The following is a 13,127-nucleotide window of genomic DNA, read 5'->3' as shown; positions in this document are numbered from 1 at the left end:
AATCCATAATAATATGAGCGGCCTGCTAACGCTCCTATTAGCATCCAATAACTATTTGGTTACCTGGTTAATAAACCTGTCAACCGTATAAGTAGCTAGCTGGCCGCTTGGTCCATTCAGCGTATAGTCGCAACCGTGCGTTGCCCAGGGCAAAGTGAGCAAAAAATGTTTAACACCCAATTGCTGTAATTTTGCATCAAGGCGGCGGCTATGCTCGTAAGCCACCAGCACATCATTTTCGCCATGAATTAAAAGCGTTGGCACCGAATTTTTATTAACCGCCAATATAGGCGAACTGGCCGCGTAGTGTTGAGGCACACTATTGTAAGTGCCACCCAGATAATCTTCCATCACCTTGCGCGAATCTAACACCAGCGGGTTTGCCGGTACCGAGTAGCCCCAAACCATATCCGCAGGGGCGTAATAACTTATTACAGCTTTTATACCAGTCGTTTTTAGCGTGTATGCGGCCTCTAAAGCTATTTGCCCGCCTGCCGACCTACCGAGCAATACAAAGTTATTGGTGTCTATCAGTAGCGCTTCTGAGTGATTTTTTAAGTATATAATAGCATCGCGTACATCTTCAACAGCAGCCGGGCTCTGGTATTTGGGCGCGAGCCTGTAATTTATAGCTGCAATATTGTACCCCATTTTAATTAAATGAGTATTTAACTCGGGCAGTTGGCGGCTATTGCCACTACTCCACGAGCCTCCATGAATTACAATTATACAAGGCTTTTTTTTGTTTCCGGTAGTTTTATAATAATCAAGCGTTAAATTATTGGAGGCCTTATAGGTTAATGTTGTAAAAACAGCCAGCCTTTCGCCAATGCCCGCCAGCATTTTAAAAAACCTAAAGGGCTCTTTAAGCATACGCGCTTTGGGCGTAGTAGTACCGGCACCAAATACAGCCTCAAATTTGGGTTTAAGCGAGCTTGCTACATTATAGGCCCGGGCAACCGGCGTGCAAAATAACACCAAAGCAATTAGGCCGGGCACGGCACCTGCTACCTGATATTTATTTACACCTATTCCCCAAACCAGCAAAAACAAAGTTACCACAATAAATATCCACGGAAATTCGGTTACAACTATTGATACCAGCCATAAATAATAAACAGGTGCTTTGAAAACAGTAAGCAACGATAATAAAAACAGAAACCAAATAAAACCTACTCGTATCATCTTTCTTTTTAGTCTTTAACTATATAATTGGCGGCAACTGCAATGTTGCCCAAAGCATTTTTTACACTATTGCTATAGCCCTTTAATATAAAATACCTGTAAGCGTAGCAACTGTTATATCGCCATATTGTAAATAAAAAAATGCCTCGTATCAGTCAGTTTAGCTCATAGCAAACAAAATGCTGCGGATTAAAGCCAAACAAACAGATTACACTCGGTAGATTACAATATTTTTAACGCTGCGGTTTAAATTGGTTCAGCTTTATAAAAAATGAAGATAGATATTATTATTATGAAAACAGGCTAATCAAATAAATTTAACTTAAAGGTATAAAAGGCAATCCCTAAACAACTGTAAAAGGCAACGTTAATTAGTTAATTGCGCGGGCATGCTATAAATATCCCCGCTTACATGCACTTGTGTTTGTTAATGGATAACCCCCCAATAAACAGCACCAGAGAGTGCAAATAGTAAAAAACAACAAAAGTGAGCACAGTACTCATCTTTCTATAAAATTTTTTTAATATTCAATTAGTTGTTTTTGAGCAGGTTAAAATAGAATTAAAAATTTATTAATAAATACCTTGCACTATATACCAAATAACTCTATATTTGCACCACCAAAAAAAACGGGAATGTATTTAAGATTCCGTAGCTCAGCTGGTAGAGCATAACACTTTTAATGTTGGGGTCCTGGGTTCGAATCCCAGCGGGATCACAGATTCCAGAATCAAATCCGTTTAAAAGCCTGCAAATCAAATAATTGCAGGCTTTTTGCTTTTCAGGGCAGCCCCAAAATATGCACCGGTTCGCATAAAAAAAGTGAGTGATCCGGTGAGTAGTTTTAAGAATGCCGTTTACTCACCGAATCGTGTATAAATATCTGATATACAGCTAGTTCAATAACTGAACATCTTGACGTTTTAGACTGTAAGGCTACTTTTGTTAACCTTTTAATCAGTTTATTATGAAAACTAATTTCAGTTTGCTTTTTTACATGAAGAAGCAAAAAAACTACATCAAGGGCTTGGCCCCGATCTACATGCGCATTACCGTAGCCGGGAAACGTTCAGAAGTGACCACCGGGCGGGAATGTGAGCCGGAACGTTGGAATTCCAAGACAGGGCGCATGGCCGGGACGAAGGAAGATGCCAAAAGCTTCAACGCTTATTTCGATCACTTACAGGCGCAGGTTTACCAGGCGCATAAGACACTGACCGAAGCTGGGGAAATCCTTACAGCTGACTGCCTCAAAAATAGCTTCCTGGGCAAAGAAGAAAAAACGCACACTTTATTAGAAGCTATCAAAGACCATAATAAAAAAATGGAAGCTTTAATCGACAAAGAATATGCATTAGGGACATTAGACCGGTTCGAGGCGCTGGAAAACCATGTCACTTCGTTTTTGAAAACCAAATACCAAGCTGACGACATCAGTGTTAAAAAGATAGATCATGCCTTTATCAGTGCCTTTGAATTTTACCTGAAGACGGAAAAGAATTGCGCCCACAATACCGCTATCAAATACCTTAAGAATTTAGGCAAGATCGTCCGCATCTGTATCAGCCTTAAATGGATTGACAAAGACCCGTTCTTTGGCTATAAGCTTAAATCCAAGTCTGTAGAGCGGCCATTTCTTTCCGATGATGAATTGCAGCGTATCGCTAATAAAAAATTCAGTACGGACAGACTTTTACAGGTACGTGATGTATTCCTTTTCTGCTGTTTTACAGGATTGGCCTATGCCGATGTGAAGGAACTTAAACTGTCCAACATCAACAAAGGCAGTGATGGTGAGCAATGGATCACTATCAACAGAAAGAAAACCAAGACACGTTCCTCAATCCCGCTGTTGCCCCCGGCCATTGCAATCTTAGCGAAGTACAGTGATAGCCCGTACTGCATCAATAAGGACAGGGCCATGCCGGTATCAACCAATCAAAAAGTGAACGAATATCTCAAAGAAATCGCTACGCTCTGTGGAATTGATAAAAACTTGAGTTCTCATATTGCCCGCCATACTTTTGCCACTACGGTAACTTTACAAAAAGGTGTACCGATGGAAAGCGTGTCCAAAATGCTCGGTCATGAACAGATCAGGACAACACAGATCTATGCAAAAGTTTTAGATATGAAGGTTGCTGCGGATATGGCGCATTTAAGGGATAAATACAACGATGCCATTTAACCTGCCGTAATAACCTTGAGGCGTAAGTTTCAGGGTTATTACTTAAACAAGATGGAGCGCACTTGAATGTACCCCATGCAAGCAGGAAATGCAAGTACAGCATAGATTTTGCCGATAGCAGCCGGAACGCCCCCCCCCCCAAAAAAAGTCGGCCATCTGTGCCTATATTCCTTATTACTCTCACACAAACAACTTTTCGAATGATATTAATGAATAGGGTAATTTATGGGTATAAATTGGTAAAATCCAATATTTGCAAGTCGTTATATATCATATATTTAAGTATATAATCTATAACCTTAAAAACAAAAAAATGAAAAAACTAATCTTTATTGGCTTTTGTGCGATAAGCTTTGCCGCGCAAGCACATGGTGTAAAACCGGTTACTATTGAAAAAAAGCCGGAGCTTAAAAAAGTAGAAAGTGCTACCGCGTTTGAAGATTGCATTGTAACTGTAGAGAAATCAGGGATTGTTGACTTCACCTGTATGTATACGGGAACTGAAACTATTGTAACTATCTCAACATCCTGCACCGTTACATCATCGGCCACGGAAACTCCATGTAGTGATGCTTTTAATAGGGCTAATCAATGTGCTACAGCTGCTATGGGGAAAGCTACGCAAGAAAAAATGACCCAACTTCAAAATTCATGTATCGCGCCATAATCGGCCTTGAAAATTGAACTTAATTAAGCTCAGCTTCATTCCTGATAGATGGCCGCAGCGTAATCCTTTTTAAAAATCGATTACGCTGCTATCGTTATTTTGCCATTCACGGCATATAGCGGAAATATCTTTTCAAAAGGAATAAGAAAGATATGCACATATAAAATTTTACACCAACACGCTACTATTATGTTTCAACTTAAGAGAGTCTCATTACTTTTTTTATTATTATTGATAAATTGGGGTACCAGTGCACAAAATATAAAAGCTATTTATCGGATAGAAAAGGAGATTAATATTAATGGAGGGAACGGTAACAAATCCCTATCCCTGAGCCTTACCGGGCATTATTATAAAAGTGGTAACAAGTATATCTACTGGGAAACCCCTGATTATCTGGCTAAATATCCTGATGGTAAGGTTTCTATTTCAAACGATAACGTATTTAATATTTACACGCTTAATCCTGATACAATTCAAAAGCTATATTATCATGACTATGATAGCCTGATAGTAAGAATGGGCTTATTTAGCGAATATCAACGCCCTATAACGGAATTTAAGTTTGAGGCTGATGCCTCCTTACCCTGGGTTTTTGAAACCGATACCAAGGTAATAAACGGGTTAAAATGCCAGCTTGCCACATGGAGCAACCAATGGCGTGTTTGGTTCTGCCCGGATATATCAGTGAAAACCAGTTTGCATGGATTACAAGGTTTACCGGGGCTGGTGGTTGAAGCCGATTGCCCGCCGACCAATGCTCATTATACCTTACTGAACTACGATATGCCGACCATGATTCAAGAAGCGGTATTTAACCCCGCTGTGTTTAAACAGCCTATGGTTAAAGGCGGACTGCTGAAACGCAAGGCAATCCCTGTAAAGACAAAGCAGGAAAAACAGGCAGAGTTGCTCAAACAATAGACCTTGACTTTTTAATAAGATGAGGTGGCTGGTGATTTTTTTGATTTGGTTCCCGGCCAGTGTACGCGTTTGTATAGCCCAGGTTACACCGGTCAACCTTGCCATAGTAAGCGAGGCAGGTGATGGTATCACCGATTGCAACGTAAAAATCATGGGCAATAATAGTGGTTTGATATACAGCTACTTTAGCATGGGGAATACCTGGGTGATAAAAAGACAAATTACACCAGTCAGAAAAGACGACAGTTTATTGGTGTCGATAAGTCATATTTCATATAGGGATACCACGGTACGAATAGTTGTTGGTAAAGCCAGCAAAATCAATCATGTTGTCCTTAAGCTGAAGTTCAACATCTTAAAAGACATTAAAATTAAAGGGCCGCCGGTGTGGAAGCAGGGTGATACCACCAGTTTCAGGGCAGATGCTTTTACACAAGGGGACGAAAAAAAATTAAAAGATATCATCCGGAACCTGCCCGGATTCAGCATTACAGAAACTGGCGAACTGCGTTATCATAACGTGGCAATAACGCGTATTTTAATAGATGGCGATGAACTATTTGCTGATAAAATCAAACTACTGCTGAACAGTTTCCCTTCCAGGGTGATCAACCTGTTGCAGGTAAGACAAAACCAAAGCAATAATAAGTTACTGAAAGGGGGATCGGAAACGGTTTTGAATCTTACACTGAAAAAAGGCACATTTAGGGCAGCCTTTGGCGATTTTGACGTGGGGATAGGCGATAAGGGGCGTTACCAGGCTAATCCGGTACTATTTTCTTTAAATAGATCTTTTAAATTGGGTTATATTGGCAATCTCAACAGCCTGGGCCAGGGTTTGGGATGGCAAGAATTACAGGAAGTTAAATCTTTAAACGAGACTGATGCCGATGGTCTTTTGATCAGTGGTACACCAATACACCTGATAACAAATATGCCCGAAAAGTATTATTTAAAAAACAGGCTCCTTGATAACCGCTTTGAAGCAAACACACGCATATCCTCCAAATTGAACATTAAAAGTTCTGTTAGTATTATTAGCGACAGGCAGCCGCAAGAAACCTACGACTCCAATAATTACTTTAACGGCTATACTTACCAAAACAGGCTTGAGCATTGGCAATCTGCCTCAAGGCCCTTTTTGATCAATATTGGACAAACTTACAATTATGACATCAACGCCGCAAGCAACCTGTTGGTTAAAGCCTGGTGGTTTGCTGATTACGGACGTAGCGTAACCAATACCACATATCTCACGGGCGATACGAGCAGCTCAATCGGCAATCAAACCAAAACAAACCGTAACAGCTTTAATATCATTGCGCGGTACACGCATATAAATCAGCAAAAACGGGCTACGACCACAACAATACAGTATAATTGGCAGCAGCTTAATCAAAATAGCGGGACTTTTTCGTTACAGTGGCCACAAATTTTTCAGCTGTCAAATCCCGGTTACAATGCTTTATATCAAAAAGAAGCACATCGTTATTCTTCACTTGCTGTCGACCATTCAAGGTATTTTAAAATCGGAAAGCTTAATTTTTCTGAATCTCTTTCATTTAAGCGTAAGGAGATGTGGCTCGAACCTACATTAAGTTTGTCGGACAGCTCCGGCACTCTTCCGGCTATCGCTCCGGAAGTATTTAATTTGAAAGGAAATTATGTTAGAAATAGTCTGTCATTGATAACGGACGGTAAATTTGTCATATCGACCGATAAACAAACATTACGCGCTAAAGAACTATCCTATCATCTGGATTTAGGCCTAAGCGATACCCACTATGAAGAATTAATTTTAAGACAAGCCGTATTTCAACCCCAAATCAGCATCCGGGTTGAATTTAAGCCCGAGTTGATAAAAAAACTTAATGATATGATCTCACTTTCATACGATGCTGCGCCTCCGCAATTTACCGGTATTAATACACTCTTCTTACCGCAAAGTGCAACCACTTATCGAAGGTCTGCTTTTACGGGTGAGACGGCCAAAACCTTTGCCATTAACTACAATAGTTCGCTCTTATGGAAAGACGATCTCACTACAACTTCATTTTTCGCTTACTATTTACATAATTTTAATAATTATGTAACCATCAGTGGCTACAGCGACTACTTGAATAAAACTACCGATTCATTAGCCAATAAAAGCGTAAACTCAATGACTTTCGGAGTATCAAACACCATACCCTCGCTGTTACTAAACGCTGTTATAGTGCTTGAAGGGCAAATAAACTATTATCCCAATCTGTTTTTTTATCAGAATGCGCTTTTGAAGAGCATCAACACCCAAATGGCATTGAAGCTATCAATAAAGAAAAATTGGAACAAAAAATATTTCATCATACTCAGCAGCAATTACAATTATACGGGCAATTATAGGCCAGCTTTGGATAACACCCTAAGCTATAACAGTAGGCTGGATAATTTTACCTTGGGATTAAAGCAACGCGCGGTAATTTCCAAATCCATTAGCGCGATTATAGAAACACAACAAGCCTACAATGATTTCCGGTCGCCCGGCGGGGCAAATTTTCTGCTCCTTGATACTGAGTTAAACTGTAAACTTAAAAGAACGCCGTTAACGATAACTTTGAAGGGCGAAAATCTCACCGATCGCAGAAGCTACATCGTAGCATACAATTATGTTGCAAGCCAAAGCGTTAGTACAATTCCATTAATAGGAAGAAACTTTTTTGTTGCTCTTCGCCTTGAATTATAATAGTTTACTAAGCAAACGGACTTAGCCCAAGGATTCGTTCGCTTTGTCAAACAGACGAAACGTTTACCTGTTCGAATATGGGTGGTATTGTTCGATTCCTGAAGGTAATATCAATTCCAATTAACGTTTGCTGATCCTATAGAATTCGGACTTCAACGGCGGCCCCATGGAACTGATCAGATCATCGCTTGAATAAAATTCAAACTCCGCTATAGTTTTCCATGTGATTTTAACTGTGTCAAATAGGCCAATCCTTCCACAGTCAATGCCAATTAGCTATTATCATTCCATTGGAATAAGCCCACTTCGCCTAACTCATCACCTATCGTATTAAACTCTTCCGTATCAAGAAGATGCTGATGTTTTTTAGTTAGGCCTCCTCGGACTATGCCCACCACCACTACATCATTAATTTCAGGGCAGTGATAGAGTTTAAACATTGACAGAAAAATTTTAGTCTAATTTGATCAATGGTTGGCATACATTACAGTTACTTGTTGGGCGATATTGTTACGGTTTGTAATAACAATGTTGGTTGGATAGCATTAGCGACTATTCATTTTCTAATAGCAGCCTCCCATATTCAGTTGTAGTATAGGTCTTTATAACCTTGCCTTCTTCTTTAGTCTGCTTTTGAGTTAACCAATTAATTTGAACACAAGCCTTAAGCAAGGCAATAAAATTATGAGATTTTCTTTTAAGACTTATAAGATTTAATATTTCAGCTTCCGTTTTACTGGTCATACAGAAAGTTATTATTTTCCCAATTCGCTCAATAGCTTTAATATCGGTAATGATTTCGTTTTGAGAATTATTAGAAACTTTTAGAAGATTAATAATTTGAATGTTAAGTCTTTCTTGTTCAGAGATGTTTTTATTATCTTCTTTGAGTTTCAAATTACCGAATAAATCGTTCTGCATTTCGGATGGAGCAACTTTTATGCTCATTGCAATTAATTGTAATTCATACGCTTTTAGAAAAGTTATCGATTCATAGCATAACCACGTCATTCGAGTCGGATGAATTCCTGTTTTACGACAGACTTCTGATTTATTTATTGATCTCTTAGCTAAATATTCTCCTAACTCGTTTAGTTTTCTGTCGCTTTTTTTAGCCATCGCAGGTGATTTTAGTTGAAAGTACCTGCTCGGTGTTTATTTACACATAATAGTTTGTTTTATACATATATTATGTATATTTACTGAAATTAATGCAAGTTTAGAGTTGAGGACTCTCAATTTGTAATGAATGTATTGAAGTTATTACCAAAGGTCTTGTGAAGAAAAGTAGGACGTTCTGAACACAAGAGGCATGGTAGAACTCAATTCCTATACTATCTTTGTGTAGTATAAGGATTTGGGTCGCCTGCTTTATTCTGTGTTCAGCCGTGAAAGCGGTGGCGGTCCTACGCCTTCTTCGCAGAATAAGCACTAAGGCGGCCCTTTTTTGTGCTTGTTAAGTTTCCTTTTGGTATCAAAATGATATTGAAAGAAAAATGAAACGTCTGAAAAGCAACTTATTTTATAATATATACATCAGATGGTTTAAGAGTGGATTTGTTCGTATTCTTTTACTCCACCGTAAAAGGCCTTCTGCTAATCTCATCAAGCCGGTATTCAAACCTGATCATGTTATTTCTGATCATAATCAAATTGACCTTAGCCGACAAAAGCCATTTGCCGCGGATGTTAATGTCAGACCTTTTAAACCAGCTCTATTCTCCCCGGAGGAAGTAGCCGTAGACGATTTCTTCAGTAATGTTAAGTTTGAGCAGGTTAAAGACGAACTCAACAGGTGGTTCTTTTTCGGACTTGCAGGCCATGGTAAACAGATTGCCGACCTTACGCCCGCACAGGTAGAATGCTTTAAAAACGAATTACCGCAACTAATCTCCGCATTATATAACTATCACCGTTCTACAAGAAAGGAGGCCGGTAATGACGCTTAACCCCTCATCTTTCCTATTTCTGCCAATAGTATTATTGGGCTCATCCGAACCACAGGACATCAAATACTATCGATTTTTCATCTTTTAACTGAAAGAAGTCATGACACGAAAAGACTATCAAACCCTTTCCGATGCTGAACTGACCGAATTGCTGAAAGCCTCCGATCATGCCGCTTATACAGAAATTTACCTGCGTTACGCTAAAATCCTTTACGTGCATGCTTATAAAAAGCTTCAGAATGAAGCACTGGCCAAAGACATCATTCAGGACTTGTTTACGGCCATCTGGCATAAAAGAGATAGTTACAATATTCCAGGTGAAAATCTTTACGGGTATTTATACAGGGCTATGAAAAACAGGATATTTGAATTTTTTGCTCATGAGAAGGTAGAAAGGAAATATCTTGATTCATTACAGGCCTTTATCAATAGCAATCATAGCCCCACAGCAGATTACCAAATCCGTGAAAAACAGCTACAGGCCCATATTGACAAAAACATTGCAAAGCTAACCCCTAAAATGAAGGTTATATTCGAATTAAGCAGGAAAGAGCAACTCCGCAATAAGGAAATTGCAGAAAAATTGAATACCTCCGAAAACAACGTTTCCAAACAAGTTAATAATGCTCTGCGGATTTTAAAAACGACGCTGAGCGTCATCATGTTTTAACAGAAAGAAGCCATGACCAGAAAAGACTATCAAACCCTTTCCGATTCAGAACTGACCGAATTGCTGAAAGCCTCCGATCATGCCGCTTATACAGAAATTTACCGGCGTTACGCTAAAATCCTTTACGTGCATGCTTATAAAAAGCTACAGAACGAAGCACTGGCAAAAGACATTATCCAGGACTTGTTTACGGCCATCTGGCTTAAAAGAGATACCTATAATATTGGAGGTACAACTCTTTACGGGTACTTGTACGTGGCGATGAAAAACAAGATATTTGGATTTTTTTCCCATGAGAAGGTAGAAAGGAAATATCTTGATTCCTTACAGGCCTTTATCAAAAGCAACCATAGCCCCACAGCAGATTACCAGATCCGCGAAAAACAGCTACAGCGCCATATAGACAAACACATCGCAAATTTGCCCCGGAAAATGAGGGGTATCTTTGAACTGAGCCGGAAGGAGCAACTGAGCAACAAAGAAATTGCTGTCAAATTGAATGTAACTGAAAGTAACGTATCCAAGCAGATTGGCCATGCAGTCAGGATTTTGAAAACCAAGCTGGCCGTTATAGTCTTCATCAGCCTACTCATCCAACACTGATTCATAATGCAAGCACAGCACAGTACCATAACATTTTATGTAGACATGATCTACAGGCTGCAAATGAAACGTATCGCGGCTGACTATACTCAGGAAGAGTTATCTTTTCTGCTCGGTTACCCTCCGGATCAGGTTAGCAGGATTGAGAGTTTTGATACTGATGCCTTAGTTTATTTAACCGATCTGAACCGCCTTGCAATAATTTTTGATTGTGAGCTTTTAGCATTAACACCGGGCTATCCTATATCACAACAAAAGATTGAAATCTTCACAGATTACAATCAGGACTCCTTTAGAAATTATTATAGCATTTACCGGATCAAGGCAGCAGGTCAAAGCGAACTGTTTTACAAGATCATAGAAGACAGGCCTGAATTTGCCAGTCAGCCGAAGGACAAGGAAGCCATTCAAGTTAAAATTGAGGAGTCGATCAGCCGGTTAATTACCGGCGGGAGTTTCACGGAAGGAATGGAAGTCTGGGATATCTATCAATGCAGCCGGGAACAAATCCAAAGACGATATGCGCCCCGATTGCTACAGGAGGTATTGCAAAAGTATGTTTACGGCGACCATCCCCTACTGGAAGCCAGGACAGTAGAAAACCGGGTGACATATTACGTTAAGCAGGGCTGACCCTTCCGGCTCCGGCCAGCGGCTGCATGCTTCCCGCGATAAAGCGGGCTGCTTGCCACCGCCCGCCTCGCCTCGCGCAGCAAAACTGAAATTCGCTACGCTCATAACAGATTTGCTCTTTCCCTTCGCTCGTGAAAAAGAAAGAAAAAGCAACCCAATTACACCACAATCGCAAAGATAGCCCACGCCGGGATAAAACGTCAAGGCTATACAAGCGGGCGGGAAGTTGTCCGCTTTTCAGCGGCCCCGCCCTTGACATTTTACCCGGCTACGCGCTTTTGGTGCTTAAGTGGTGAAAATGGGCCGATGTGCGTAATGACTTTCAGGACGCAAATGCCCGCTGGTATAGCTGTTTAGGCAGAATGGATTAGAAATATCCTGGGACCGTTTTAAGTTAGTGTATTCCCGGCAACTTGCTTGGCAAGAGGCTGTAGACCAGTAGCGCAATCCGACAATTGCCATGCCTTGTAAAATAACTACCGGCAACGCGGCAGCGTTCAGCAAAGATGTATTTTTGTCCACAAATAACTTTGCCGCCTGCTGCGGAGGCCTAACGGGGGGGCGGAACTTCCCCCTTGGCATTTTCAGCTCAATCTTTAAAAAAATAATGTAAATCACTGAAGAGTGGTTGATGTTAGTTGTCTCACCATAGCAAATGATAATATTTAATTAATGTTAAAATTCCCAAATGCGGGAATTTTAACATTATATTTGCCTCGTTTAGTAAAAGCTATATTATTGATATGGTGAAAAAAGCTAAACCAACAAAAAGTTAACTATCTGCCTTAAAACTAAACCTTTATGAAGAAACGATTATCAATTTTATCGTTGTGCGCCTTTGCACTCATCTGCTCTTGTAAAAAAGAGAATTCACTACAAAACAGTTCATCACCCACCGACCCTGCATTTCAGAAACTTTCCACTGCCCGGTTATCCAGTATGTCAACATCCGACATTTCGGTTCAGGACGGAAGGTTAACTTTTGCCACTACAGACGCGTTTCAAAATTTGATGCAGGAAGCATTGAACGATACTACTAATGTGGTAATTAAAAATACAGTCAATGCCATCGCTCACCCCAATTTTGTTTCTTATTCGGACTGGGTGTCCACTGTAGCTAACAGTAATAATTTAAATGCACGGTCCGCTGCCGGGCGCCCCGTTCGTCCAGGTAACGGCACCCCGGAGATGGATCAGGACAGCTTGATTGATGATCCACTGTTTAACCAGGTTGTGAACGCAAGCGGAGAAATTCAAGTAGAAAACACTGTTTATAAAATTACACCAAACGGAACATTTGCTACAGTACCATCGGCGGTTGCACAGTTAAACGCGATGCTTGATGCAGGAGGCATGTTACTCCCACAATACCGAAGCTCCTTACAAACAGTTGATCAGGATGCTGGGAATTATAAAGTCAATGATGATATTTATCTAACTGACACATATGGCGTTATCAGGACAAATCGAACATTAAGCGGAGTTACTTACAATAGCACCGATGGGGCTGTTGTAGTTAACGGTGCCAGACCGTGCTATCCACAGGTCCCTGGCTCGTGCAATGTTCCTACGCCCCCCCTGTAAA

At 40.3% G+C, this 13,127-nt stretch carries 12 protein-coding genes and 1 tRNA gene; 10 read left to right on the top strand and 3 right to left on the bottom strand.

What is annotated here, in order from left to right; translation table 11 throughout:
- Nucleotides 1–51: 51 nt before the first annotated feature.
- Nucleotides 52–1,185, bottom strand: coding sequence for an alpha/beta hydrolase (locus BDD43_RS26535; protein ID WP_121201252.1), 1,134 nt, complete (start codon nucleotides 1,183–1,185; stop codon nucleotides 52–54).
- Nucleotides 1,186–1,831: 646 nt separating this feature from the next.
- Here BDD43_RS26535 and BDD43_RS26530 point away from each other — a divergent pair.
- The 5 genes from BDD43_RS26530 to BDD43_RS26510 all read left to right on the top strand — a co-directional run bounded on the left by BDD43_RS26530 (nucleotide 1,832) and on the right by BDD43_RS26510 (nucleotide 7,687).
- Nucleotides 1,832–1,904, top strand: a tRNA-Lys gene (locus BDD43_RS26530).
- Between the two features lie 249 nt (nucleotides 1,905–2,153).
- Nucleotides 2,154–3,374, top strand: coding sequence for a site-specific integrase (locus BDD43_RS26525; RefSeq protein WP_121201251.1), 1,221 nt, complete (start codon nucleotides 2,154–2,156; stop codon nucleotides 3,372–3,374).
- A gap of 313 nt (nucleotides 3,375–3,687) precedes the next feature.
- Nucleotides 3,688–4,041 carry a hypothetical protein gene (locus BDD43_RS26520; protein ID WP_147425751.1) on the top strand — a complete coding sequence of 118 codons (354 nt, stop codon included), beginning with the start codon at nucleotides 3,688–3,690 and terminating at the stop codon, nucleotides 4,039–4,041.
- 189 nt (nucleotides 4,042–4,230) lie between these two features.
- Nucleotides 4,231–4,965 (top strand): hypothetical protein, encoded by a 735-nt coding sequence (locus tag BDD43_RS26515; protein ID WP_121201249.1) that lies wholly within the window; start codon nucleotides 4,231–4,233, stop codon nucleotides 4,963–4,965.
- 19 nt (nucleotides 4,966–4,984) lie between these two features.
- On the top strand, nucleotides 4,985–7,687 hold the full coding sequence (locus BDD43_RS26510; protein WP_121201248.1) for a hypothetical protein: 2,703 nt from the start codon (nucleotides 4,985–4,987) through the stop codon (nucleotides 7,685–7,687).
- 272 nt (nucleotides 7,688–7,959) lie between these two features.
- Here the strand turns inward: BDD43_RS26510 and BDD43_RS30295 are convergent, their stop codons facing one another.
- Together BDD43_RS30295 and BDD43_RS30440 are read right to left on the bottom strand one after the other, a co-directional pair.
- Nucleotides 7,960–8,127 carry a hypothetical protein gene (locus BDD43_RS30295; RefSeq protein ID WP_162847178.1) on the bottom strand — a complete coding sequence of 56 codons (168 nt, stop codon included), beginning with the start codon at nucleotides 8,125–8,127 and terminating at the stop codon, nucleotides 7,960–7,962.
- 112 nt (nucleotides 8,128–8,239) lie between these two features.
- Nucleotides 8,240–8,806, bottom strand: a complete 567-nt coding sequence (locus BDD43_RS30440) for a hypothetical protein (protein WP_211339738.1) — start codon at nucleotides 8,804–8,806, stop codon at nucleotides 8,240–8,242.
- 377 nt (nucleotides 8,807–9,183) lie between these two features.
- On the opposite strand from BDD43_RS30440, the gene BDD43_RS26500 reads away from it, so the two are divergent.
- The 5 genes from BDD43_RS26500 to BDD43_RS26475 all read left to right on the top strand — a co-directional run bounded on the left by BDD43_RS26500 (nucleotide 9,184) and on the right by BDD43_RS26475 (nucleotide 13,126).
- On the top strand, nucleotides 9,184–9,636 hold the full coding sequence (locus BDD43_RS26500; RefSeq protein WP_121201247.1) for a hypothetical protein: 453 nt from the start codon (nucleotides 9,184–9,186) through the stop codon (nucleotides 9,634–9,636).
- 100 nt (nucleotides 9,637–9,736) lie between these two features.
- The gene (locus BDD43_RS26495) at nucleotides 9,737–10,306 is read left to right on the top strand and encodes an RNA polymerase sigma factor (RefSeq protein WP_121201246.1); all 570 of its coding nucleotides are present in this window, start codon (nucleotides 9,737–9,739) and stop codon (nucleotides 10,304–10,306) included.
- Nucleotides 10,307–10,318: 12 nt separating this feature from the next.
- Nucleotides 10,319–10,909: an RNA polymerase sigma factor gene (locus tag BDD43_RS26490; RefSeq protein WP_121201245.1), complete on the top strand. Its 591-nt coding sequence runs from the start codon at nucleotides 10,319–10,321 to the stop codon at nucleotides 10,907–10,909.
- A gap of 6 nt (nucleotides 10,910–10,915) precedes the next feature.
- Nucleotides 10,916–11,542 (top strand): helix-turn-helix domain-containing protein, encoded by a 627-nt coding sequence (locus BDD43_RS26485; RefSeq protein WP_121201244.1) that lies wholly within the window; start codon nucleotides 10,916–10,918, stop codon nucleotides 11,540–11,542.
- 801 nt (nucleotides 11,543–12,343) lie between these two features.
- The gene (locus tag BDD43_RS26475) at nucleotides 12,344–13,126 is read left to right on the top strand and encodes a hypothetical protein (RefSeq protein WP_147425750.1); all 783 of its coding nucleotides are present in this window, start codon (nucleotides 12,344–12,346) and stop codon (nucleotides 13,124–13,126) included.
- Nucleotide 13,127: the final 1 nt, after the last annotated feature.

The organism is Mucilaginibacter gracilis (assembly GCF_003633615.1).
Taxonomy (GTDB): domain Bacteria; phylum Bacteroidota; class Bacteroidia; order Sphingobacteriales; family Sphingobacteriaceae; genus Mucilaginibacter; species Mucilaginibacter gracilis.
The sequence above is the reverse complement of the archived record's forward strand: the minus strand, read 5'-3'. Positions and strand labels throughout refer to the sequence as shown.